This window comes from Microlunatus elymi (assembly GCF_007362775.1).
In the GTDB taxonomy this organism is placed as follows: Bacteria; Actinomycetota; Actinomycetes; order Propionibacteriales; family Propionibacteriaceae; genus Microlunatus; species Microlunatus elymi.
On the sequence record NZ_CP041692.1, the window covers coordinates 945,823 to 969,526 of the forward strand.

Sequence of the window (23,704 nt, forward strand, 5' to 3'; positions counted from 1 at the left end):
GTGGTCGGAATCGGCGCCGGAAGTCGTGTTGTCGCGACTTTGGGCGGCGGGGCGGTCGTACGAGGGCATGGCGTTCGGGTGGCTAGGGTGACCGGATGGGCTGGCTGACCGGGGTGCTGCGTCGGGTCCCGGCGCCGATGTTGATCATCGCCGGAATCATCTCGCTGCAGGTCGGCGCGGCGATTGCCAAAGGGCTGTTTGGCGAGCTGCCGCCGATCGCCTTCGTCTGGCTGCGACTGCTGACGACGGCGGTGATCTTGCTGCCGGTTGCCCGGCCACGCCTGCACGGGCAGAGCAAGCACGATCTGCTGGTGGTACTGGCATTCGGCTGCTGCCTGGCGATCATGAACTTCGCCATCTATCAGGCCATCGCGCGGATCCCGCTCGGCGTCGCGGTCACGATCGAATTCCTCGGACCGCTGACGGTGGCGATCGTGTCGTCGCGGCGGCCGCGGGATTTGATCTTGGTCGGTCTGGCCGGTGTCGGTGTTGCCTTGTTGGGCTTCACGCCACACGGCTTGAACGTGCCCGGGGTCGCCTTCGCGTTGCTGGCCGCGGCGAGTTGGGCCGGGTACATCCTGCTCAGCCGGGAGACCGGGCGGCGATGGCCGGGCATCTCCGGACTGGCGCTGGCCAGTTCGGTCGGTGCGGTCGGGCTCGCAGTGCCGGCGATCCTGGCCGCCGGCGATCGGCTGCTGGAACCGAAGTTGTTGATCACCGGCGTACTGGTCGGACTGATGAGCTCGGTGATCCCGTACAGCCTGGAGTTGAGCGCCCTGCGGCGCATCCCGCCCGGCGTCTTCGGCATCCTGATGAGCCTGGAACCGGCCGCAGCGGCGCTGGCCGCGATGCTGGTGATCGGCGAGTTTCTGCAACCCCTGCAGTGGATTGCCGTCGGCTGTGTGGTCGCCGCCAGCATCGGCACCACCAGTACGCTGCGCCGTCCGGCCGTCCGGGAACGCCGCTGAGCCCTTCCCAAACCACAGCCGCACCACTTGCGTGCAGCCGCACCGGTTGCAACTGGTGCGGGAGCAGGTAAGTGGTGCGGCTGTGCCGGGAAGACGGGGACGCGGCGGTCAGAAGATGAAGCCGGCCGGGAACGGGTCGCTGGGATCGAGCAGATATTGTCCGAGGCCGCTGACCCAGGCACGGCCGGTGATGGTCGGCAGCACGGCGGCGCGATCACCGACCGTTGTCTCGCCGATCAGCCGACCGACGAAGTGCCCGCCGATGAACGACTCGTTGACGAAGTCGGTGTTCAACGCCAGCTCGCCACGAGACCACAGCTCCGCCATCCGGGCCGAAGTTCCTGTGCCACAAGGGGATCGGTCGAACCAACCGGGATGGATGGCCATCGCATGCCGGGAGTGCCGAGCATCCGAGCCGGACGCGATGAACTCGACATGATGGCAATGATCAACACCGGCGATCTCGGGATGCTTGGGCGGATCGAGACTGTTGATCGCATCCATGATCGCCAGCCCGCAGCCCAGGATGTCGTCCTTGCAGGCCCGATCGAACGGCAGCCCGACATCGTCCAGATTCACCATCGCGTAGTAGTTGCCGCCGAAGGCCAGCGAGTACGAGATGCTGCCGTGGCCGGGTACGTCGATGGTGGCGTCGAGTCGTTCGGTGAAGGACGGCACGTTCTCGATGGTGACCGAGTCCGCGTGCCCGTCGCTGACCGCGACGTTGGCGATCACCAGTCCGGCCGGAGTGTCCAGCCGGATCGTGGTGACCGGCTCGGTCACGGTCACCATGCCGGCCTCGACCAGGGCGGTGGCAACGCCGATCGTGCCGTGCCCGCACATCGGCAGGCATCCGGACACCTCGATGTAGACCACGCCCCAGTCGGCGTCCGGGCGGGTCGGCGGCTGCAGAATGGCGCCGCTCATCGCACCGTGGCCGCGTGGCTCGTCCATCAGGAAGTGCCGAAGATGATCAAGGTGCTCGATGAAGTGGAGCCGACGCTCGTTGGCTGTCTCGCCCGGGATGGTGCCGATGCCGCCGGTGACGACGCGCGTCGGCATCCCCTCGGTGTGGGTGTCGACGGCCTGAATGACTCGAGACGATCTCATGATCAGTTCGCGACCAGGTCGCTCGGGGTCCGTTCGGCGAGGAACTTGATCGCGTGCTCCATCTCGGTGCGCACCTGGACTTCGTGCTGCGCCGTCAGTGCTCCCCGTGGTGGGCGGCACGGGCCGCCGAAGCGGCCGACCATGTCCATGCCCAGCTTGATCGCCTGGACGAATTCGGTCCGCGAGTCCCAGCGGAACACGGCCACCAATTCGCGGTACAGGTCACGTGCTTCGTTGATCCGACCGGCTCGTACGAGGTGGTAGAGCTCGACCGACTCTGCCGGGAAGACGTTCGGGAAGCCGGCGAACCAACCGACCGCGCCATCGACCAACAGCTCGAACAGGACATCGTCGGCACCGGCGATGACATCGATGCTGCAGAGCTCGGAGATCTCGAACGCGCGTCGCACATCGCCGGAGAACTCCTTCACCGCAACGACATTCTCGATCCGAGACAACTCCGCGACCAGCTCCGGCACAAGATCGACTTTGGTGTCGATCGGGTTGTTGTAGATCATCACCGGCAGGCCGACCGAGGCGACTTCGGTGTAGTGGTCGATGATCTGCGCGTGACTGGCGCGATACATCGTCGGTGGCAGGCAGAGTACGGCGTCGGCCCCGTCCTCGCCGGCGAGCTCGGCCCACTGCTTGGCCTGGTGCGATCCGGGCGCGTGAACGCCGGCGATCACGATGCCGCGCCGGTCGACCGCGGACACCGCGGTGCGGACAACCTGCCGGCGTTCATCGTCGGTGAGCGAGGAGTATTCGCCCAGCGATCCGTTCGGGCCGACGCCGTGGCAACCGTTGCTGATCAGCCAGTCGCAGTGCTCGGCGTACTTGTCGTGGTCGACGGCGAGGCCGGCGGGAGCGGCGCCGTCCTTGCGGTAGGGGAGCGCGGTCGCGACGACGACTCCGCCAAGGTCGGGTTTACTCATTCCTGCTTGCCTCCTGGTCAGTGGTGATGGCGCTCTCGCCTTCGGCGAGTTCGGAAAATCGGATCGGCGCGGCGATCGGCCGTCGGTCGATCATCACACCGTCGGTCACCGGCCGGGTCCCGCCGGCGGTGACGATGTGTTCGATGGCTCGGCCGCACATCCTGCCCTGGCAGGGACCCAGGCCGGCCCGGCTGGTGAGTTTGATCGAGCGGAGACCGCTTGAGGTGGTGCCGTCGAGCACGCTACGAAGCTGGGCGTAGCTGACCTCTTCGCACCGGCACATCACGGTGTCCTCGGTGAGCCACTCGGTCCACCGTGATCCCGGAGCGTGACCGATCCGGACGCTACGGGCCAGATGCTCGAGACGACGTTGCCGAACCCGGACCTCCTTCAACGCTGGGTCATCGAGTTCGCCGCCGGCCGCGAGATGACCGGCGATCCGGCCCTCGATCAGAGCAAGATCAGAACCGCCGATGCCGGTCGTCTCACCGACCGCGAAGACGCCTGACTGCGACGTTCTTTGTCCATGATCAACTTCGACGAACCTGTCAGTGGTGATCTTGCAACCGGCTGCGATCGCCAGTTCCAGGCGTGGCGTGAAGCCGTGGCTGACGCACACCGCATCCGCTTCCAGGTCGCGTTCGGTGCCGGGAACAGGGCGCCAATGACGGTCGACCTTGGCGATCGTGACGCCCTCGACGGCGTCGCGCCCGTGCGCGCGGACGACCGCATGCCCGATCCGGTACGGGATCCGGTGCCGGGCGAGTCTCGCCAGATATCCGGCGAACTCCGGGCCCTTGCCGATCAGCCAGGGTGCATTCGGCAGCCAGCCGGAGGCGAGTCGGCCGACCCGGCTGGCCTCGTACACTCCCAGCACCTGGGACCCGATCCGTGCCAAGGAGGCCGCGACCGGCAGCAGGAACGGACCGGCGCCGGCCACCACCGCCCGCTTCCCGACGGCGACGCGTTCCGACTTGACCAGCGATTGGGCTGCGCCACCGGTGAAGACTCCCGGCAGGTCCCAACCAGGGAAGGGAAGTGTGTGATCATGTGCGCCGGTGGCGATGATCAGCGAGTCGGCGGAGAATGTTGCCTGGTGGCGATCCGCGGCATCGGCCGGACCGATCGCGGCATGCACGCGCGGCGCCCCGTGTTGATCATGGTCGATCGCCCAGACCTGGGCCTCGGTGACCACTCGCGCTGCCGGATGGCTGCGGATCAGCTGATTCAGCTCGGTGAAGCGGCGCCAGTTGTGCTGCAGGGTGCGATCCACCGGAATGTCGTCGGGCGGGTGGCGCCAGAACTGGCCGCCGAGCCGTTCACCGGCGTCGAGCAGGATCACTTCCGCGCCGTTCTGCAAGGCCGCTTCGGCAGCCGCCAGGCCGGACGGGCCGCCACCGATGACGATGACCGACTTCATCATTCGCCTCCGGGGATCTTGGGTAGCGCCTCGTCCTGGAATTCGATCACGTCGCCGTCGGTGGCGCGCCGCTGACAGGCGCGGATGTCGCGGATGCCGTTGACGGTGACCAGACAGTCGAAGCAGACGCCGATTCCGCAGAAAACACCGCGGGGCCGCCGGCCGCGCGCGGTGGTGCGCCAGGAGAGGCGGCCGGCGGCCAGCATCGCAGCGGCAACGGTTTGTCCTGCCCTGGCAGAGATCTGCTGACCCTGGACCTGCAGGGTGATCACGGAATCGGCGAACGGATCCTTCATCGGGCGGCGCCTTCGAGCAGACTCGGGCGGGCGGGATCGAACGGGGTGTGGTCGATCGCCGGCCGGCGGCCCATGATCAGATCGGTCAGCATTTCGGCGGTGCCGAGGGACAGGCCGATCCCCGCGCCCTCGTGGCCGCCGGCGTGCCAGAGGCCGTCGATGCGCGGATCGGGCCCGATCACCGGCAGGTGGTCAGGCATGAAGGGACGAAAACCGCCGTAGACCCGCATCACGGCAGCCTCGGCGAGGAAGGGAAAGATGCGCACCGCCTTGCGGGCGATCTCTCGTACAGAAGGAAGATCCAGCGCGGTGTCGAAGCCGGACTGCCGTCGCGACGACCCGACCAGCACGGTGCCGGCCGCGGTGGATTCGATCACGCTCGAGGTCTGCAGATCTTGATCATCGGATTCGACGGCACCGACGTAGTCGGCGTCGTACACCTTGTGAAAGATCCGATGTGGCATCCGCGTGGTGACCAGGATGACTCCGCGCCGGGGCCGTACCGGGATCCAGGTGCCCAGCGACTCTGCGACGTCGGCCGCCCACGGCCCGCAGGCCAGGACAACCAGTTCGGCTCGGCGAACGCCGGCTGTGGTGCGGACCCCGATGATCTTGTCGTCGGCGCCGCGGACCGAGCCGATCACGCGCTCGCCGAAGATGGTGCGCGCGCCGTGGCTGCGTGCGGCCGCGAGCAGGGCTTCGGTGGCGATCACCGGCTGCACCTGGGCATCCTCGGGGTAGTGCACGGCGGCGGTGATCTCGGGATTGACGTGCGGTTCCAGCTCGAGCGCTTGATCATGATCGATCGGCCGGGCGTCGACGCCTGCTTGTTGTTGATCTTCAGCGAATCGGAGGAGCGGAGCGGCGCCGTCGGCCGTCGTGGCCACCACCAGGCCGCCCTTGCGCTCGTACTCCATCGATCCGAAGCCCCTCGGCAGTCGTTCCCGAAGTTGATCTTCGATCTCGTCCCAGAGACCGAGGGAGTAGCGAGCAAGCTCGAGCTCGGCGCCCGGGCCCTTGTCGGAGACCAGCAAGTTGCCCTCGCCTTGGCCGCTGGTCCCGGATGCCGCCGCCTTCTCCTCGATCACGGTGACCGACAGTCCGGACCGGGCAAGCGCATGCGCACACGCGGCGCCGATGATGCCGGCGCCGATCACGATCGCATCGCTGCGCATGCCACCACCTCCGTTCGGTTCGAGCCGTGGCGTCCTGATGAAACCCTAAGCCTCGATCCGTGGACGAGTAGTCGGTTGGGTGGGGCTGTCCAGCGTGTGAGGACGTGAGAGGCCTTCCTGGCAAGGGAGAATCTGTGTTGCTAACGCACTGATCCGACCGAACCAAGAAGGCACTGATAGTGAAACTACCTCATGGGTGGACGCGGGCTGTTCCGATGTTCGATGAGGAGCACCTGGTGTCGTGTGCCGGGCTGGCTCCGGTGATGGGTCTGGCCGAGCGGGCCGGCTTGTCGGAGTTGCTGGCCGACCGGGTTCGGGTCGATTCGGCATGGGTGGCCTCGTCTGGGGTCAACCCGGCGGGGAAGGTCACCTCGATCATCGCCGGGATGGCCGCAGGTGCGGACTGTATCGATGATCTGGACGTGATCCGGGCTGGTGGAACGGCGCGACTGTTCAAGCAGGTGTACGCGCCCGCGACCTTGGGTCAGTTCCTGCGCAACCTCAGCCATGGACACACCAGCCAGCTGGCGTCGGTGGCCCGAGCCCACCTGGTCAACCTCGTCGGCTGCAGCGACTTGTTGCCGGGGATCGAGCAGCGGGCGTTGATCGATATCGACTCGCTGCTCCGTCCGGTCTACGGGCATGCCAAGGAGGGTGCGAGTTTCGGGCACGCCAAGATCGCCGGCAAACAGGTGCTCCGCAAGGGCCTGTCGCCGCTGGTGACCACGATCAGCACTACCGACGGTGCCCCGGTAGTGGCGGGGATCCGGCTGAGGGCCGGGAAGGCCGGATCCGGGCGTGGTGCGGCATCGATGGTGACCGAGGCCATCGGCACCGCCCGACAGGCCGGCGCGACCGGCGAGATTTTGGTGCGGGGCGATTCGGCTTACGGCAACCACCTGGTCGCTGGAGCCTGCCTGGACCACGGCGTGCGGTTCTCACTGGTGTTGACCCGCAACGCCGCGCTCGACCAAGCGATTGCCTCGATCGCGGAGGATGCCTGGACTGCCGTGCACTATCCCGGTGCCGTCGTCGACCCCGACACCGGCGTGTTGATCTCCGACGCCCAGGTCGCCGAGGTCGAGGCGTTCACCGCCTTCGCCAGCACTGCCCGGCCGATCACCGCCCGGCTGGTCGTCCGCCGAGTGCGGGATGTCGCCAGGCTCGACGAGTTGTTCCCGGTGTGGCGCTACCACCCGTTCCTGACCAACAGTCTCGAATCCGTCACCCGAGCCGATGTGACCCATCGCCAACACGCGATCATCGAAACCGTGCACTCGGATCTGATCGACGGCCCGTTGGCTCACCTGCCGTCGGGCCGATTCGCCGCCAACACAGCCTGGGCGATCTGCGCCGGGATCTGTCACAACCTGCTCCGCGCCGCCGGCAGCCTGGTCGGCGGCCGGCATGCCGTGGCTCGGGGAGCCACCCTGCGCCGGCACCTGATCATGGTGCCCGCCCGGATCGCGCGGCCGGCCCGCCGAAAGTTCCTGCACCTACCCGCTCACTGGCCCTGGGCCGATCAGTGGCTCCGATTGTGGCACCACGTGTTCACCAACAGCATCGGGCCACCGGCAGCCACATAGCCCATCGACCCGACCGCCGCATCGGCGCCAACCGGAGAGCAGACGTGGAAAAGCTGGGCAGACCAGCAACTCACCCATGCCCCGACGACAAACAACGAGCCAATCCAAGATCAACATCACAAACCAAGATCAACACCCGAGCCAGTCCACGGATTGAGGCTAAGCGCAAATTGCGACCGTCCCGGACCATCTCCGGATTCGCTCGATTGCAGAAGCATGAGTCCCTGCAGGACTCGGTGCTCAACGCACTCGTGTCGGACCTGCGCTCGCGGACCCGGCTGCTCGGGCTGACGCCGCTGCTGGAGAGCGGCCAGTTGCAGACCTCCGCCGCCGAGCATCACGAGTTGCTGGACCTGATCGAGGCACGCGACGCGGACGGCGCGTTCGAGCTGATGGAGCGGCACATCGGTCACGTCCGCACCGAATGGGCCGGTCCCCGGCAGTGAGACCTTGCAGCACAGCGATATTCGCCCGTGCTGCCAGCAGTCAGTGGCCGAACCCGTCGGAGTCGGTGACGTGCGCCTCGCCGCGGTTCAGCGCGCTGATCGACTCCAGTTGTTCGGTGGTCAGCTCGAAGTTGAAGATCGAGATGTTGTCCCGGATCCGGGACGGGGTGGCTGACTTCGGCACCGTGACGAAACCGAGTTGGGTGTGCCAGCGCAACACGATCTGCGCCGGCGTACGTTGGTACAGCTCGGCCAACTCGGTGATCACCCGCTCGTGCAGCATCGACGACGGCTTGATCGGACTCCACGACTCGGTGACGATCTTGTGCTCGCGGTGGTAGTTGACGGTCGCGTCCCGAGTCGCGTACGGGTTCAGGTTGATCTGGTTGACGTCGGGCGCAACGCCGGTCTCGGCGATGATCCGATCAAGGTGCGCCGGCTTGAAGTTCGAGGTGCCGACGGCCTTGATCAAACCCTCCTTGAGCAGCTGCACCATGCCCTTCCAGGCGTCGACATAACGATCTTGGTCCGGGTTGGGCCAATGGATCATCAGCAGGTCGATGTAGTCGGTGCCCAGCCTCTCGGCGGCACTCTCGAACGCCTGCCGAGCACCGTCGACGCTGTGCCACTGCTTGTTGAACTTGGTGGTGATGAAGACCTGGTTGCGAGGGATCCCCGCTTCCTTGATGCCCTGCCCGACGCCGGACTCGTTGCGATAGTTCTCGGCCGTGTCGAACAGCCGATAACCGCACTCGATCGCGGTCACCACGGCCTCTGCTGTCTCGGCGTCATCCATCGGCCAGGTGCCCAGGCCCACTTGCGGCATCTGCGCGCCGTGGGAGAGTCCGACGGTCGGTACATCGTTTCTCATAAGAGATCAATCTACGACCTTCAACGCGGCAGTGAACAGCCGTCCGCGTCCATGATCATCAGGCCGTCGGCCAGCAGCGTGTCCCGGGCTCGCTCGGCCTGGCGTTGATCCGGCCAAGCCACCAGCAACTCGTCCTCGGCGACCGGCGCATCGGCCGATCGCAGCACCGACAGCAGCGCACCGCGGCATTGCCGGTCGGTGCCGTGGTAGCGCTGCCCGACCCGGGGCGGACCATCCCAGGAGGGACGGCCGGCCCGATGCCAGCTGCACTCCGTACGCACCGGGCAGACGTCACAATCAGGCGTTCGGGCGGTGCAGACCAGTGCACCGAGCTCCATCGACGCCACCGCCCAAGCAGCAGCCCGTTCTGCCCTGCTGGGCAGGAAATCCTCGGCCAGTACGCGTTCGGCGGCCGTTGCCGAGGTGTGCGGAAACTCGACCCCGAGAGCGATCCGGGTCTGCACCCGGCGGACATTGGTGTCCAGCACGATGTGGCGTTGTCCGAAGGCGAAGCTGGCGATCGCGGCGGCGGTGTAGTCGCCGACCCCGGGCAATGCGCGAAGGGCGGCGTAGTCGTCGGGCACGTGACCGTCATGATCATCACGGATCGCGGTGGCCGCCCGGTGCAGCCGCAAGGCCCGGCGTGGATAACCGAGTCGGCCCCAAGCCCGTACGGCCTCGCCACTGGGGGCCTCTGCCAGTGCGGTCGGTGTCGGCCATCGTTCGATCCATTGCTGCCAGGGCTGCAGCACCCGAGAGACCGGCGTCTGTTGCAGCATGAATTCGCTGACCATGATCGACCACGGCGACGCGTCGGGCCGGCGCCAGGGCAGATCCCGCGCGGCGCCGGCGTACCATCGCAGCGTCTTCGTCACCACGGTCGAACGGCTCACCGGGCCACCGTAGTCGCTCGCTCCGCGGTCGTACGGCGTGGCGACCCAAGGGCGACGATCGGCCTGCCTATGGTCGGCTCATGAGCGGCGTCATGCGTCCCGTCGGTCCCGAGTCGCAGGAGACTTACTGGGTCAGGCGCGCCCTCGTCGTCGGCGCGATGCTGGCCTTGTTGATCATCGTGCTGGTGTTCCTGGTCAACCTCGGCAAGAGCCCGGGGCAGGCCGCACCGCCGGCGGCCAGCCCATCGCCCTCGGGCGGATCCTCGCCGCTCGCGTCGCCGAGCCCGTCCAGTAGCCCATCCGCGCCGGCAACGTCGGCAGCGGCCACGCCGACCGCATCGGCGTCCAGCACTTCGAGGAAGAGCAGCCCGTCGGCCTCCAGCGCCCAGAAGCAAACCGCCAAGTCCCAACCGAACAAGGCGAAGCCGAAGCCCAGCGCCCCGGCCAGCGCGAAGTCGACGGCGTCCGAACCGGCTGCCCCGGCCGCCTGCATGCCTACGAATCTGAAGGCGGGCATCAAGGGCGACGGCCATCAGGTGCGGATCGGGGCAGCCGTTGACTTCCGGCTGACCCTGACCAACCGTTCCGATCAGAGTTGCCTGCTCGATCTCAACGCCGACAACTACGAACTGAAGGTCTACTCCGGCACGGATCGGATCTGGTCCACCGACGATTGCACCCGGCTGGTCACCGATCGCAAGCAGACACTGGAACCCGGCGAGGCGGCAGCGTGGAAGATCTCCTGGAACGGCAAGCGCTCCCGTCACGGTAAGTCCTGCCAGACCGGCCCGGAGATCCCGCGGGCCGGCTACTACTACGCCACCTCGCAACTCAACGGAGCCAAGCCGGTGCAGTACCTGCTGATCTTGAAGTAGTCGACGGATCGAACCTGAGAATGTGGACGCAGTTGACGGTTTCGCCTTTCGGTCGTCCGGAATCGCCAACTGCGTCCGCAAAACCAGGATCCTCCCCGTCCGTCACCGTTGACGAATCCGGATGGCATCCCTGGCAGCTGCCTGGTTAGATCGCGGACGTGGACAGCGCACCCCTCCAGGACAAGCCGACGTTGGTCGGAGAGCTGATCACGCTTCGGCCATTTCGGCCCGGTGATGTCGACGCGATGGCGGCGATCCTGGCCGATCCCGAGGTGCTGCGACTGACCGGCTCGACGCATTCGTCCGGCGACACCGACCGCGAGACCGGGCTGCCGGATGATCGGCTACGGCAGTGGTACGGCAGCAGGAACGATCAAGTCGACCGACTGGACCTGGCGATCATCGATCGTGATCATGATCGCCTCGTCGGCGAGGTGGTGCTGAATGATCTCGATCCCGGCAACGAATCCTGCAGCATCAGGATCCTGATCGGTCCGGCCGGCCGCAACCGAGGGCTCGGCACCGAGGCGATGCGGCTAATGGTCGATCACGCCTTCGGTACGACCCAGCTGCATCGGCTGGAGCTCGAGGTGTACGCGTTCAACCCGCGAGCGCAGCGCGTTTATCAGAAGCTCGGGTTCGTCCATGAGGGCCGACGCCGTGCCGCACTGATGTTCGACGGAGAACGGATCGACGCGATCACGATGTCGATCTTGAGGCCGGAGTGGGAACAGGATCGGACGGCTCGGCGAGCAGGACAGCGGTGAAGACGCGGACGCTGGTCGTCTGTCGCGAGCGGCAGCTGATGTGGGATCTCGACGCCGAAACGGCCAGCTGCGACGATCCGGACCATGATCACCAGCAGCATGAACTGCACGTCCATCACGATCCGGTTCGTCTTCCGGACGGCACCGTGATCACCGCGGTCTCCTACGACCCCGGCCATCCCTACGACCGGGAACTGCCACCGGACTTCGGCCTCTATCTCGATCAGCGCTGGCAGCCGCCTTGGCACCATGATCATCTCGCTTGGCCGGACTTCGATGTGCCGGACGACAACGAGCAGGTCCGATCGGCGCTGGAGTCCTTGATCAAACGTGCCCGCGCCGGTCTGCGGGTGGAACTCGGGTGCGTCGGTGGGCACGGCCGCACCGGCACCGCCCTGGCCGTTGCCGCAGTGCTGACCGGACTCGATCCGGCAGGAGCTGTCGGATGGGTTCGAACGACTTATTGTCCGGCTGCGGTGGAGACTCCGGCGCAGGAGGATTTTGTTGCCCGTTGGCGATTCTGATGACCCTGGCGTGGCTCAGGGAGGTTATTCCGTTGGATTGCGGCGCAGGGTCTGTTGCAATGGCCCGCATGTCGGACTGGCCGAACAGCTCTGTGCGGGAGCGGCACGCGGCGGTGTCCACCTCGCCGGACGTGTTGAGATCGTTGGTTCGCCGAGCCACCGGTGATGATCTTGATCAAGTCGCCCGCATCGTCGAGGGCTACGACAACGAGGTCTACCGGGTACGGACCCGGTCGGGACAGCGGGTGTTCGTCCGGATCAGGCGCTTCGGCGGTGGGCTGGAGAGCGCCAAGTGTGAAGCCCGCATGATCGAGCGTGCCCGCAGCGTCGGCGTGCCCGGACCGGAGATCCTGCTGCTGGACCAGGTCAGGATCGACGCCACGGACTATCCGGTGATGGTGCAGCGCGGCGTACCCGGCCGCGCCCTGATCGAGACATACGGCACCCTCACCCGGGAGCAGCGTCGGCGTTCTCTCAGCGAACTCGGATCCTTGATCGCACGACTCAACAGTCTCCGGGCCGACGCCGACTGGCGGGACGGATTCCGAACGGAGATAGGAAATCGGCGCGACGAACGGGCGGCGGTGCTCTCCGCCGGGTTTGGTTCCGACGAGTTCGCAGCCATGATCACCGCGCTGGAGGGGTACGTCGATCACTCATCAGATGGGCACGCCGCCATGTGTCACGGCGACCTCGGACCGCGGCACATCTTCTTGGATCCGGACGGCTCGATCTCCGGAGTGATCGACTTCGGCGACACCCATCCGGCCGCCCCGCTGCACGACCTCGCAGTGCTTCGCGTCAGGGGATCAGGTGTCGGCGGAGCAGGTCTGGATCTGGCGCCCGTGCTGACCGGCTACGGCGCCCTGACCACGCCGGACTTCCGACGTCGTCTCGATCTGCACACGCTGATGATTTCGCTGTCCTCATTGGGCATCGGCGTCGATGAGGGCGACGAGGCCTGCATCTTCCGGGAGACCGCGAGGATCCGTACCCTGCTGAAAGAAATCAGGAGGTAGCGTCAGTCCCTCGCCCGGATCGACTGCGAGCCGTGGGTGGGGTCAGAATCCAACAGGAGCGGAAAAGTTCGGGTGCGGGACCGTAGGCGGTGATCAGCTCGGCTCGGTGATCTGCTCGGCGGCTCGGGTCACCTGGGCCGTGTTACGGCGCCGTTGGCGTACGGTGATCAACGTGCCGACGGTCAAGATCATCAGGGCGATCCAGACCAGGCCGAAGCCGATCCAACGACCGGGCGGCATCTGCTCGCCGAAGTAGAGCACGCCGAGCAGGAACTGCGTTGTCGGGGTGATGTATTGCAACAGGCCGATGGTGCTCAACGGGATCCGGGTCGCTGCGGCGGCAAAGAGCAGCAGCGGGATCAGGGTGACCAGCCCACCGGCGGCCAGCAGCAGGCTGTGCACCCAGCCCTGGTGGCCGAAGGTCAGCCCACCGGTGACCTGCAGGAAGACCAAGTACGCCGTCGCCGGCAGGAACATGAAGCCGGACTCGATCACCAGCGTCTCGACCGCGCCCTTGTGGACAAGGTTCTTCAGCAGTCCGTAGGTGCCGAAGCTGACCGCCAGGGTGAGTGCGATCCAGGGCAGCTGACCGTATTCCACGGTGAGCACGACCACGGCTGCGGCGGCGATGCCAACCGCGAGCCACTGCCAGCGACGCAGCCGTTCATGCAGAACGAAGACGCCGACCAAGATCGAGAAGATCGGGTTGATGTAATAGCCCAGTGCCGTCTCGGTCACGTGGCCGTGGGTGGTCGCCCAGATGTAGACACCCCAGTTGACCGACACCAGGACGGCCGCTGCCGCCAACATGAACAGGTTGCGTCGGGTTGCGACCTTGCGGAACCAGCCGCGCGGCAACACGATCAGCGCCAGCACGATCGCGAACACCAGCGACCAGACCATCCGCATCGCCAGGATCTCCAGCGCGGAGGCGCTCTTGACCAGGTTCCAGAACAACGGCACCAGGCCCCAGATGCCGTAGGCGCCAAGCCCGTAAAGGATCCCGCGTTGAGTTTGGTCCTTCGACAAGCTCAGGACCCTCCGTGCCGGCCGGTGTTGATGATCTTGATCAAGCGACGGTCCAGGTGTCCTTGCCGCTGATCAATTGCTGCAGCGCGTCGCTGTCGTGCGGCTTCTGCTGCGCCTCGGCCACCTGGTCCCGGGCGAGATCGTCGTACACCGGCGCGCCGACGCTGCGGAAGATGCCGATCGGTGCCCGCTCCAGCACCCCCGGCGTGGTCAGTCGGGACAGTGCGAACGCGTAGGTCGGATCGGGGTTGTGCTCGTCGTGCACCAGCACGTTCTCCAGACCCACTTCGGCCACCTCCGCGACCATGACCTCGCCGGTCTGCCGATCACGGACAACACCCAGCCGGTTGTCGACGCCGAACAGGATCGGCTCGCCGTGAGTCAGCGGGATGATCGCCTCGGCCTTGCTGTCCTTCTCCTTCACCGCCGAAAACGCGTCGTCGTTGAAGATCGGGCAATTCTGGTAGATCTCGATGAACGACGCCCCACGATGATCGGCGGCAGCCTTCAGCATCGCGGTCAGATGCTTGCGGTCCGAATCGATGGTCCGCGCGACGAAGGTCGCCTCCGCACCGAGCGCCAGCGACAACGGGTTGAACGGGTTGTCCAGCGACCCCATCGGCGTCGACTTGGTGATCTTGCCCAACTCCGAGGTCGGCGAGTACTGGCCCTTGGTCAGACCGTAGATCCGGTTGTTGAACAACAGGATGGTGAAGTTCACGTTGCGGCGCAGCGCGTGGATCAGGTGGTTGCCACCGATCGACAGCGCGTCGCCGTCACCGGTCACCACCCAGACACCAAGATCGGGACGAGCGGTGGCCACGCCGGTGGCGATGGCCGGCGCCCGACCGTGGATCGAGTGCATCCCGTACGAGTCAACGTAGTAAGGGAATCGCGAGGAACATCCGATGCCGGAGATGATCACGGTGTTCTCGCGTTTGATGCCGGCCTCGGGCATGAAACCCTGGAACGCCGACAACACCGCATAGTCGCCGCAGCCCGGGCACCAGCGGACTTCTTGATCACTGGTGAAGTCCTTGCGGTTCAGCGGTTCCAGCGCCAGTGGCACCCCGGCCAGGCCGGACGGTCCATGATCACCATTGCGGTGACCGTTGGTGGTGGTCTTGATCTCGACGCTCACGCGTTCGCTCCCACGGATGTATTGCTTCGATCGGGTGACTGGCTCTGGGCCAGTTCGTCGATCTCGGTCTGCAGGTCAATGGCCAACTCCGACAGGGAAATCGGCAACCCACGTACTCGAGAATAGGAATGCACGTCGACCAGGTAGGTGCCGCGCAGCAGCAGCGCCAACTGGCCGAGATTCATCTCCGGCACGATCACTCGTCGGTAGCTCTTCAGCACCTGGCCGAGGTTGGCCGGGAACGGGTTGAGATGCCGCAGATGTGCCTGTGCGATCTGCCGGCCGGTCGCGCGGACCCGGCGTACCGCGGCAGTGATCGGGCCGAAGGTCGAACCCCAGCCCAGCACCAGCACGTCGGCGTCACCGCTCGGGTCGTCCACCTCGATGTCGGGGATGTCCTGCACGATGCCGTCGATCTTGGCCTGGCGGATCCGCACCATCTCGTCGTGGTTGGCCGGGTCGTAGGAGATGTTGCCGGTCTCCTTGGACTTCTCGATGCCGCCGATCCGATGCTCCAGTCCGGCGGTCCCGGGGATCGCCCACGGCCGCGCCAGCGTCTGCGGATCGCGATGGTAGGGGTGGAAGATCTCCTGACCGTCCTTGGTCACATTCGGGCCGGTGGCGAAATCCGGATCGATCGGCTCGATCGCCGACAGGTCAGGGACCTGCCACGGTTCGGCGCCGTTGGCCAGGTAGCCGTCGGACAGGACGATCACCGGGGTCCGGTACTTGACCGCGATCCGGGCCGCCTCCACCGCGATGTCGAAGCAGTCCGAGGGGGACTGTGCGGCCAGCACCGGCACCGGCGCCTCGCCGTTGCGGCCGAACAGCACCTGCAGCAGGTCGGCCTGCTCGGTCTTGGTCGGCATACCGGTGGACGGTCCGGCGCGTTGGATGTCGCAGACGATCAACGGCAACTCGGTCATCACGGCCAGACCGATGGTCTCCATCTTCAGCGCAATGCCCGGACCGGAGCTGGTGGTGACACCCAGATGCCCGGCGAAGCTGGCACCCAACGCGGCGCCGACGCCGGCGATCTCGTCCTCGGCCTGGAACGTGGTCACGCCGAAACGCTTGTGCTTGCTCAACTCGTGCAGCACATCGGAGGCCGGTGTGATCGGGTAGGCGCCGAGGAACAGCGGCAAGCCCGCCTTGTGGGCACCGGCGATCAACCCGTACGCCAGGGCCAGGTTGCCGGAGACCTGCCGGTAGGTGCCCTTCGGCATCGGAGCCGGCGCGACCTCGTAGCTGTAGGCGAACACCTCGGTGGTCTCGCCGAACGCGTACCCGGTCTGGAACGCCTTGATGTTGGCGTCGCGGATATCCGGTTTGGTGGCGAATTTGCTTTCCAGGAAGGAAACCGTGCCCTCAGTGGGCCGGTGATACAGCCAGGAGAGCAGACCGAGAGCGAACATGTTCTTGCTGCGACCGGCGTCCTTGCGCGTGAGGCCGAACTCCTTGACCGCCTCGGTGGTCATCCCGGTCAGATCGAAGGCGTGCACCTGGTAGTCGGCCAGCGAGTCGTCCTCCAGCGGATTGGATGCATAGCCCACCTTGGCCAGGTTGCGCTTGGTAAAGTCCGCGGTGTCGGCGATGATCACGCCGCCACGGACAAGATCACCGACGTTGGCCTTCAACGCGGCCGGGTTCATCGCGACCAGCACGTCCGGTCGATCGCCGGGGGTGACGATGTCGTAGTTGGCGAAGTGCAGCTGGAAGCTGGAGACACCCGGAATGGTCCCGGCAGGAGCCCGGATCTCGGCCGGGAAGTTCGGCAGGGTCGAGATGTCGTTGCCGAAGATCGCGGTCTCAGCGGTGAAGCGGTCGCCGGTGAGCTGCATGCCGTCGCCTGAGTCGCCGGCGAAGCGAATAACGACGCGGTCCAGGGTCAACACCTGGTTGCCGTTGACCTCGCGGTCGGAAGTTGCTGAGGACAAGGGAGCCTTCCTGGTGGCGCTCGTGCTGTGCTGGAGGGTTGTCGGGCAACCCGATCCATAGTAAGGGCCGCCTACCGCGCCGAGCACCGTCGTCCGGAGAGCGGTCATCGCCCAGCCTAAACCTCAATCAAACTTGAACATCAACCCGAGGTCCCGTGAGAGTGGTCACGTCTTGCCCGGGCTCGTCGGTAGGGTCTGAGGGGTGGCGGGGATGCAGTTCTGGGACTGGTACGGCGACGGGTCGACCTACGTGGTCGACATCGGGCTGGCCTGCTGCACCCTCGAATTCGAGGCGGCCGCCGGCGCTCGGACCGCGGTCGATCTGACGCCGGAGGAAGTGCCGCCACATTCTCGTGTCGTGGTGGTTGTTTCCGGCACGGTCACCGACCGGCTGACCGATCCAGTGCTGGCCATCATCGACCGGGTACGCCGTGCGGTGCCCGAGGCCAAGGTCGTCTCCTTCGGGGCCTGCGCCTCGGCCGGTGGCCCGTACTGGGACTCGTACGCGGTGACCAAAGGCATCGACCAACTCACCCCAGTCGACGCCTACGTCCCGGGCTGCCCGCCGCCACCGGACGCCTTGAACCGGACCGTCGCCGAGCTCACCGAGCGCGCCGATGTCTGACTTCACCGAACGGGCGAGAACCCACGCCGATGGGCCTGAGGTTGTCGATGAATCGGGAACGCAACAGGCCGCACCCAACCCTCTTGACGACGAGCTCCGAAAGATCGACCCGACCGACTGGCGTACGGCGGTGGCCGCGGCGAAGCAGGACGGCTACTGCTTCTTCGACTGGCTCGGTGCGGTTGACCAGATCGGCCGCGCCAACACCTTTGAGGTGGTCTTGCGGTTGGTCGATCGGGGCGAGGCCGGGCCGCGGGCGATCCGACTCCGTACGTCCGTCCCCCGCGAGGATCCGCGCCTGGACAGCATCGCCGACATCTTCGCCGGTGCGGGCTGGCACGAGCGCGAGTCGGCCGAGCTGTTCGCGATCACGTTCACCGGCGGCGACCCGAGGCGACTGCTGCTGGCCGACGACTTCGTCGGCGCACCGCTGCGCAAGGACGCCGTACTCGCCGCTCGCTCGGGGGTCGACTGGCCGGGCGCCAAGGAGCCCGGTGGTGCGCCGAGTCGGCGGCGGATGGTGCCGCCCGGGGTACCGGAACCGGAGGTCTGGGGCGATCGCGATCCGTCCGCGGCTGAGCCCGATCCGGCCGAGGTGGCCGAGTCCGCGGTGGGTGGGCGGGTTCGTCGCAGGAGAACGGGTTCGGGTGGGCGAGGTCCGGTCCTTCGACGGGCTCGGGACCCTTGGGGCGGATCCCCGGGAGTGGGCGATGAGTGATCTGCCGGCGTCGACCAACGATGTTGATCATGGCGCGATCAAGCTGATCGAGGAGAACTGCACCTCCTGCATGATCTGTGCTCGCGAGTGTCCCAGTTGGTGCATCAGCATCGACTCCCACACCGAGCCGATTGCGGATCTGCCGCCGGGGGCGCGGGAGCGGACGACGAACGTGCTCGATCGCTTCGCCATCGACTGGTCGCTGTGCATGTTCTGCGGGATCTGCGTCGAGGAGTGCCCGTTCGACGCCCTGGAGTGGGCAGCCGAACCGGTCGCCGGTCAGCCGAGCCCGGCCGGCCTCGTACACGAGATCGAGGATCTGCGCTGAGCTGTGGCGGCAAAACCCGTCCAGATCCACGAAAGTCTTGTCTGACCTGGGGCCTACGATGGCGCCATGTCAGCGCAGTCGCACGACCCGCGGCCGACTTGGCCGGACAAGACTCCGGCTGGAATACGCGCATGTCTGCTGCCGGAAGACCTGGACGAGTTCGATGCCGAGTTTCATCAGGTGATGAGCGAAGCGACCGCGTCGTACGACCTGAACGGCGTCAACGACTTCGTTCAGCGGTGGTATCCGGTTGCGGTGTCGTCGCTGGACCCGCAGTCGCATCGCCGAATGCTCGAGACGGCGCGCAAGCTGAATGCCGGCGAACACGTTCCGACAGAACCGTGGGAAGAGACGCGTCGACGGCTCGGAATATAGCTAGGCTTTGATGTATCACGTCGGGGGCAGACGACCAAGTCCTGGACGCGTTGGCTGTCTTCAACCGCGAGGCGCAGCTTGCGTATGCAGAGGTGATCGCGGACCTTGAGGTCGCACCCTGGAATGGAGTCCCATACCGGAGTGGGCGCCCCGACTCGAACATGCGCGCGATGAGCTTCGGCCGCGGCGCCGGAATGGTGATCTATCGCGTGCTGGAGGATCAGCGACGCGTGGAGTTGATCCGGGTGTTCTGGCTCGGCCGATCGCTTCGTGGTTGGGTGGGCCGGTGAAGACGATCGTTCTGGATGATGACCCGACGGGCACGCAGTCGGCGACCGGCGTCAAGGTGTTGCTGGACAGCGATGCCGACCTGTTGACGGCGGCATTGACCGAAGCCGACAGCGTGTACGTACAGACCAACAGCCGTGCCCTGCACGAGGACGCCGCGATTGGGTTGGTACGGCGGATACGCCACGACGGTGAGGAAGCTGCGCGCCGACTCGACGACTCGGTGCGGTTCGTGCTGCGCGGCGACTCGACGTTGCGCGGACACGTGTTTGCCGAGACCGAGCAGTTCCTTCACGACGACGCGGTGATGATCTTCGTGCCGGCGTTTCCGGCCGGCGGCCGGACCACCCGCGACGGCGTGCACTACGTACGGATCGGTGATCAGGAGGTGCCGGCGGGTCAGACCGAGTATGCGCAGGATCCTGTTTTCGGTTTCTCCACAGGGAATCTGGCCGACTACGTACGGGAGAAGTCGACCAGGACGCCGGTCCCGGTCGACCTGGCCGCAGTACGAACCGGTGAGCTGACCAAGATCATGATCAACTCCGAGCCGGGCTCGGTGATCCTGCCGGATGTTGTTGATCAAGACGACATCGAGGCGATCGCCCGGGCGATCGACGACGCCGAGGCACAAGGGCGGACCGTGGTGATCAGATCCGCCGCACCGCTGGCCGCGGCGCTGGCCGGCGTCACCAGCACCGGACTGCTCGATCGGCCCTTGATCAGCGAGCCGGCGCCGACCCTTTTGGTCTGCGGATCGCACACCGCCGGAGCCACCGCCCAGCTCGGCGAAGTGATCAAGGTCTGGGGCGATCCGGCCGTGGTCGACACCGATCGAGCGTTGCAGCAGCCCGAGGTGGCAGGGCGTGCGGTGGCCGAGATCGCTTCCAGGCAACTGGATCGCCGGCAGCTGGCGATCATCGCGAGTGATCGGATCCGGCGCTCCACCGACTCCACTCTTGATCATGGCGAGAAGGTGATGACGGCGCTGACCACCGCCGTTGATCAACTCGGGGACCGGGCCGACGTGGTGATCGCCAAGGGTGGCATCACCTCGGCGGAGGTGGCGAGGACCGGTCTTGGTGCGCGTTCGGCGATGGTGCTCGGCCAGGTGCTCACCGGTGTCTCGGTGTGGCAGCTGGAGAGCCGCAGCGGCCGATCGATCCGCTACGTGGTGGTGCCGGGCAACGTCGGCGGACCGGAAACTCTGATCGACGTGCTGGCGGCGCTGGGACTGACCGGGCACTGAGACCTCGCGAACAATATCGCCCGCTGATGGCGGGATTTGCCCGCCAGGAGGGGGCGATTCGCCGGTTTGCGCGGGTGGTTGTGTTCGCGAACGGTTGGCGCTCAGCGGGGGAGCAGGGCGCTGATGTCCGCGGCGGCGGCGATGGTGTCGGCCGCGATCGAGTCCAGCACCGGATCGATCCGGTAGCTCGGACCGGACATGCAGATGGCACCGATCGGCCGGGCGTCCGCATCGACCAGAGCTACCGCGACCCGGGTGATGTCGTCGCCGTGTTCGATGGTCGCCCAGCCGAGTTCCTGAGCCCGTTCGATCTGGGCGGACAGTTCGACCCGTTCGCTACGGCTCAGCCGGACGTCCTCGACCGCCATCGACTCGCGCATCAGCTGGGCTCGTTCGTCATGATCAACTGCGGCCAGCACCGCGATCCCGACCGCCACCTCATGAATCGGCCGAGGCACCATCGGGATCTCGGTGCGGACCGCCTTGGTGGTCTGCAGGTAGTCCAGGAACAGCATCTCGCCGCCGTTCACCACGGCCAGGTGGATGGCCTCGTCGTGGATTGCGTGCAGCAGTTCCAGACGATCACGCGCCAACGCCGCAACGTCCTGGACACCGGGACGTCGGTGGGCGAGCTTGGCCAGCTGCGGGGTCGACAGATAGCGGCGATCGAGATCCTGGCGGACGTAACCCGCCTCCCGCAGGGTAGCCAGGATCCGTGATCCGGATGACTTGTCCAGACCCAGCTGTGCTGCGACCTCGGTGACGGTGACGCCGCGTTCGCCGGCCTGGGCGACCAGTTCGAGGGCGGCCAGTCCACGCTTCAGGGAGGAGGTCTGCTTGCTGGCCGAGCCGTCCGTCGCCTCGTCGGGGAGCTTCCTGTCGGACATGGGTCCATCCTCTGGTCGCGATCGGGTCAAGCGTCCCAGCCGAATCGTTCGGCGGCCACTGACGAGTCGTAGAAGGAATCATGCCCTCGGAGTGGACGCCGCAACGGCACCTGCGGAAAGTAGCGCCGATGCAGTTCCTCGCTCGGCACCTCGCTGGCCGTTTGCCGGGCAACGGCGTAGAACACCTCGGCTCCGCTCAGGTCGGAGTCGATCACTGTCAGACACAGCCGAGCGGCATCCTCGATCGGTGTGTAGCCCCACAGGTCCGCGGCGGCTCGATCGGGTCGGCTCCGGACGGCCGCGAGCCGGGGTTCCCTGTCCTGCAAGGCATGTAGCCGCAGGCAGGCGATCGCGGTTTGCGGGAATCGCCGGGCGACGGACCGAGCCTGCTCCTCGAGGATCAGCTTCGACAGGCTGTACGGGTCCTCGGCGTAGCTCGGATGTGCTGTGTCCACAGGGAAGTAGTCGAATCGCGGACTGCGGCTGAAGACACCGCCGACGGCGTTCACGCTCGACATCGCGGTCACCCGTTCGACGCCCTCGAGGGCAGCGGCCAGCAGCACGTTGTAGGAGCCGATGACGTTCTGGCTGTGCACCTGGTGCCAGGGGTGATCGAGCGGTTGGGTTATCGCCGCGCAGTGCACGACGGCATCGATCCCGCTGATCGCGTCCCGTACCGCATCGAAGTCGGCGACATCGAGCCGTACGGTCTCGACCGGGCCGCCGAGATCGACGACGCCGTCCGGGGCAACCCGATCGCAGGCCAGCACCTGGTGTCCGAGGTCGGCGGCCGTACGGGTGACCACACGGCCGAGCCGCCCCTGCGCCCCGGTGATCATGATCTTCATCGCGACTCCGGGAAGCTGAAGTTGATCAAGAGAGGTTGAGCAAGGCTGATGACTTCCGAACAGCGATCAGCTCCACAGGCGATCATGGGCGTGCTCGTTGTCCCATTCGGCGGTGTCGGCGAAGAGCAGCGGCGCGCGAGGATCCAGATGCTCGGCAAACAACTCCTCGTTGACGTCGTCGAAGCCGAGTCCTGGCTTGTCCGGTACGTCAATGTGGCCGTCGTGGATGATTGGATTCGGCAGCCCGGTGACAAGATCATTCCAGAACGGCACATCCGCGGCATGGTGTTCCAGGGCAAGGAAGTTGTGGGTTGCCGCGGCCAGATGCACGCTGGCCATGGTTGCCACCGGCGAGGCGGCCAGATGCAGGGCCATCGCGATGCCCTTCTCCTCGGCCCGGTTGCCCAGCCGCTTGGTCTCGGCGATGCCGCCCGACGTCGCCGGATCGGGATGGACGATGCGGATCGCCTCGGCGGCCAGCAGGGGCTCGAAATTCTCGGCCAGGTAGATGTCCTCGCCGGTGCAGGTCGGCACCGCGACCGCCTCGGTCAGTTGCCGCCACTGATCGGTGAACTGCCACGGAATCAAATCCTCGATCCAGGCCAGCGTGTACGGCTCGAGCGCGCGGCCGATCCGGATGCAGGAGTCGAGGGCGATGTGGCCGAAATGATCAGCTGCCAGGGCGATGTCGTAGCCGACGATCGAGCGCACTTCCTCGACGAAGGCGGCCAGTTGTTCGACGCCCTTCTGAGTGACCTGGATGCCGGTGAACGGATGCATCAGGTCGTCATCTTCGAAGGCACCGTCCGGGGCGATCAGGGTGCCGGGTGTGTTGCGGAGCAGGTTGATGCCGACATCCATCTTCAGCATGGTGAAACCGCGGCTGCGCCGTTCCAGCAGCCGAGCGCCCATGGTCTGCGGATCGAGCTCGGTCGGGGTGTCGGCGTAGCAGCGGACCCGATCCCGGAACTTGCCGCCGACCAGTGCGTAGGCCGGCACTCCGTACGCCTTGCCGGCCAGGTCCATCAGCGCCATCTCGATCCCGCAGACGCCGCCGCCTTGCCGGCCGTGGAAGCCGAACTGTCTGATCTTGCGGAAGATCTTGTCCAGATTGCACGGGTTCTCGCCGATCAGGCGGCTCTTCAGCAGCAGTGCGTAGCTCGCACTGGCGCCGTCGCGGACCTCGCCGTAGCCGACGATGCCCTGGTTGGTCTCCAGCCGGATGATCGACGATCGGAACGGCACACCGACCAGGTTGGTGATCTTCATGTCGGTGATCCGCAGCTGGCTGGGCCGGGACGCCGTGTTGACGTTCTGCTCGGTGGGGGTTGTGGTGTCCGTGGTCATGATCATCCTGTCGGCGCGCTGGCCATCTTGAGTGGGATTCGACTTGT

At 66.3% G+C, this 23,704-nt stretch carries 26 protein-coding genes; 12 read left to right on the plus strand and 14 right to left on the minus strand.

What is annotated here, in order from left to right:
- Positions 1-95 precede the first annotated feature (95 nt).
- Positions 96-968 (plus strand): EamA family transporter, encoded by an 873-nt coding sequence (locus FOE78_RS04130; RefSeq protein WP_143985191.1) that lies wholly within the window; start codon positions 96-98, stop codon positions 966-968.
- A 108-nt stretch (positions 969-1,076) separates the two neighbouring features.
- On the opposite strand, the gene FOE78_RS04135 is transcribed toward FOE78_RS04130, so the two are convergent.
- The 5 genes from FOE78_RS04135 to FOE78_RS04155 are packed head-to-tail and all read right to left on the minus strand — an operon-like array spanning position 1,077 to position 5,904.
- On the minus strand, positions 1,077-2,078 hold the full coding sequence (locus tag FOE78_RS04135; protein ID WP_143985192.1) for a proline racemase family protein: 1,002 nt from the start codon (positions 2,076-2,078) through the stop codon (positions 1,077-1,079).
- 2 nt (positions 2,079-2,080) lie between these two features.
- Positions 2,081-3,013, minus strand: a complete 933-nt coding sequence (locus FOE78_RS04140) for a dihydrodipicolinate synthase family protein (protein ID WP_143985193.1) — start codon at positions 3,011-3,013, stop codon at positions 2,081-2,083.
- Entirely contained in the window at positions 3,006-4,436 is a 1,431-nt protein-coding gene (locus tag FOE78_RS04145) for an FAD-dependent oxidoreductase (protein ID WP_210414796.1), read from the minus strand. The genes FOE78_RS04140 and FOE78_RS04145 overlap by 8 nt, the downstream gene beginning before the upstream one ends.
- Entirely contained in the window at positions 4,433-4,729 is a 297-nt protein-coding gene (locus FOE78_RS04150) for a (2Fe-2S)-binding protein (protein ID WP_143985194.1), read from the minus strand. The genes FOE78_RS04145 and FOE78_RS04150 overlap by 4 nt, the downstream gene beginning before the upstream one ends.
- Positions 4,726-5,904 (minus strand): NAD(P)/FAD-dependent oxidoreductase, encoded by a 1,179-nt coding sequence (locus FOE78_RS04155; RefSeq protein WP_143985195.1) that lies wholly within the window; start codon positions 5,902-5,904, stop codon positions 4,726-4,728. The genes FOE78_RS04150 and FOE78_RS04155 overlap by 4 nt, the downstream gene beginning before the upstream one ends.
- A gap of 179 nt (positions 5,905-6,083) precedes the next feature.
- Between FOE78_RS04155 and FOE78_RS04160 the strand changes: the two genes are divergently transcribed.
- Both FOE78_RS04160 and FOE78_RS24030 read left to right on the plus strand, forming a co-directional pair.
- Positions 6,084-7,490, plus strand: a complete 1,407-nt coding sequence (locus tag FOE78_RS04160; protein ID WP_168207289.1) for an IS1380 family transposase — start codon at positions 6,084-6,086, stop codon at positions 7,488-7,490.
- Positions 7,491-7,696: 206 nt separating this feature from the next.
- A complete protein-coding gene (locus FOE78_RS24030) occupies positions 7,697-7,936 on the plus strand; it encodes an FCD domain-containing protein (protein ID WP_228266037.1) in 240 nt (79 codons plus the stop codon).
- 40 nt (positions 7,937-7,976) lie between these two features.
- Here the strand turns inward: FOE78_RS24030 and FOE78_RS04170 are convergent, their stop codons facing one another.
- From FOE78_RS04170 to FOE78_RS04180, 3 genes are all read right to left on the minus strand, one after another.
- Entirely contained in the window at positions 7,977-8,807 is an 831-nt protein-coding gene (locus FOE78_RS04170; protein ID WP_143985196.1) for an aldo/keto reductase, read from the minus strand.
- A 20-nt stretch (positions 8,808-8,827) separates the two neighbouring features.
- The gene (locus tag FOE78_RS04175) at positions 8,828-9,700 is read right to left on the minus strand and encodes an HhH-GPD family protein (RefSeq protein WP_228266038.1); all 873 of its coding nucleotides are present in this window, start codon (positions 9,698-9,700) and stop codon (positions 8,828-8,830) included.
- Between the two features lie 124 nt (positions 9,701-9,824).
- On the minus strand, positions 9,825-10,193 hold the full coding sequence (locus tag FOE78_RS04180; protein ID WP_143985197.1) for a hypothetical protein: 369 nt from the start codon (positions 10,191-10,193) through the stop codon (positions 9,825-9,827).
- Between FOE78_RS04180 and FOE78_RS04185 the strand changes: the two genes are divergently transcribed.
- From FOE78_RS04185 to FOE78_RS04200, 4 genes are all read left to right on the plus strand, one after another.
- Complete coding sequence (locus tag FOE78_RS04185; RefSeq protein WP_143985198.1) at positions 10,192-10,575, plus strand: BsuPI-related putative proteinase inhibitor; 384 nt, start codon at positions 10,192-10,194, stop codon at positions 10,573-10,575. The two genes, FOE78_RS04180 and FOE78_RS04185, sit on opposite strands and share 2 nt — an antisense overlap.
- Before the next feature lie 158 nt (positions 10,576-10,733).
- Complete coding sequence (locus FOE78_RS04190; protein WP_228266039.1) at positions 10,734-11,342, plus strand: GNAT family N-acetyltransferase; 609 nt, start codon at positions 10,734-10,736, stop codon at positions 11,340-11,342.
- Positions 11,339-11,866, plus strand: coding sequence for a protein-tyrosine phosphatase family protein (locus FOE78_RS04195; protein WP_228266040.1), 528 nt, complete (start codon positions 11,339-11,341; stop codon positions 11,864-11,866). The genes FOE78_RS04190 and FOE78_RS04195 overlap by 4 nt, the downstream gene beginning before the upstream one ends.
- A 59-nt stretch (positions 11,867-11,925) precedes the next feature.
- Positions 11,926-12,885 carry a phosphotransferase family protein gene (locus FOE78_RS04200; RefSeq protein ID WP_168207370.1) on the plus strand — a complete coding sequence of 320 codons (960 nt, stop codon included), beginning with the start codon at positions 11,926-11,928 and terminating at the stop codon, positions 12,883-12,885.
- Positions 12,886-12,978: 93 nt separating this feature from the next.
- Here FOE78_RS04200 and rarD read toward each other — a convergent pair whose 3' ends face one another.
- From rarD to FOE78_RS04215, 3 genes are read right to left on the minus strand one after another with little or no spacing between them, the layout of a single operon-like run.
- Positions 12,979-13,914 carry an EamA family transporter RarD gene (rarD, locus tag FOE78_RS04205; protein WP_143985200.1) on the minus strand — a complete coding sequence of 312 codons (936 nt, stop codon included), beginning with the start codon at positions 13,912-13,914 and terminating at the stop codon, positions 12,979-12,981.
- A 40-nt stretch (positions 13,915-13,954) separates the two neighbouring features.
- Positions 13,955-15,055, minus strand: coding sequence for a 2-oxoacid:ferredoxin oxidoreductase subunit beta (locus FOE78_RS04210; RefSeq protein WP_228266041.1), 1,101 nt, complete (start codon positions 15,053-15,055; stop codon positions 13,955-13,957).
- Complete coding sequence (locus tag FOE78_RS04215) at positions 15,052-16,992, minus strand: 2-oxoacid:acceptor oxidoreductase subunit alpha (protein ID WP_228266042.1); 1,941 nt, start codon at positions 16,990-16,992, stop codon at positions 15,052-15,054. The genes FOE78_RS04210 and FOE78_RS04215 overlap by 4 nt, the downstream gene beginning before the upstream one ends.
- Before the next feature lie 211 nt (positions 16,993-17,203).
- On the opposite strand from FOE78_RS04215, the gene FOE78_RS04220 reads away from it, so the two are divergent.
- The 5 genes from FOE78_RS04220 to FOE78_RS04240 all read left to right on the plus strand — a co-directional run bounded on the left by FOE78_RS04220 (position 17,204) and on the right by FOE78_RS04240 (position 20,575).
- Positions 17,204-17,617: an NADH-quinone oxidoreductase subunit B gene (locus FOE78_RS04220; protein WP_228266178.1), complete on the plus strand. Its 414-nt coding sequence runs from the start codon at positions 17,204-17,206 to the stop codon at positions 17,615-17,617.
- Positions 17,610-18,335: an NADH-quinone oxidoreductase subunit C gene (locus FOE78_RS04225; protein ID WP_143985203.1), complete on the plus strand. Its 726-nt coding sequence runs from the start codon at positions 17,610-17,612 to the stop codon at positions 18,333-18,335. Before FOE78_RS04220 ends, FOE78_RS04225 begins: the two co-directional genes overlap by 8 nt.
- On the plus strand, positions 18,328-18,663 hold the full coding sequence (locus tag FOE78_RS04230; RefSeq protein ID WP_143985204.1) for a 4Fe-4S binding protein: 336 nt from the start codon (positions 18,328-18,330) through the stop codon (positions 18,661-18,663). The genes FOE78_RS04225 and FOE78_RS04230 overlap by 8 nt, the downstream gene beginning before the upstream one ends.
- 66 nt (positions 18,664-18,729) lie before the next feature.
- Positions 18,730-19,038 carry a DUF6247 family protein gene (locus FOE78_RS04235; RefSeq protein ID WP_143985205.1) on the plus strand — a complete coding sequence of 103 codons (309 nt, stop codon included), beginning with the start codon at positions 18,730-18,732 and terminating at the stop codon, positions 19,036-19,038.
- 286 nt (positions 19,039-19,324) lie between these two features.
- Positions 19,325-20,575, plus strand: a complete 1,251-nt coding sequence (locus tag FOE78_RS04240; protein WP_143985206.1) for a four-carbon acid sugar kinase family protein — start codon at positions 19,325-19,327, stop codon at positions 20,573-20,575.
- Positions 20,576-20,676: 101 nt separating this feature from the next.
- Here FOE78_RS04240 and FOE78_RS04245 read toward each other — a convergent pair whose 3' ends face one another.
- The 3 genes from FOE78_RS04245 to FOE78_RS04255 all read right to left on the minus strand — a co-directional run bounded on the left by FOE78_RS04245 (position 20,677) and on the right by FOE78_RS04255 (position 23,657).
- The gene (locus FOE78_RS04245; RefSeq protein ID WP_143985207.1) at positions 20,677-21,462 is read right to left on the minus strand and encodes an IclR family transcriptional regulator; all 786 of its coding nucleotides are present in this window, start codon (positions 21,460-21,462) and stop codon (positions 20,677-20,679) included.
- Positions 21,463-21,488: 26 nt separating this feature from the next.
- Entirely contained in the window at positions 21,489-22,310 is an 822-nt protein-coding gene (locus FOE78_RS04250; RefSeq protein ID WP_143985208.1) for an NAD-dependent epimerase/dehydratase family protein, read from the minus strand.
- 66 nt (positions 22,311-22,376) lie between these two features.
- Positions 22,377-23,657: a mandelate racemase/muconate lactonizing enzyme family protein gene (locus FOE78_RS04255; protein ID WP_143985209.1), complete on the minus strand. Its 1,281-nt coding sequence runs from the start codon at positions 23,655-23,657 to the stop codon at positions 22,377-22,379.
- Positions 23,658-23,704 lie beyond the last annotated feature (47 nt).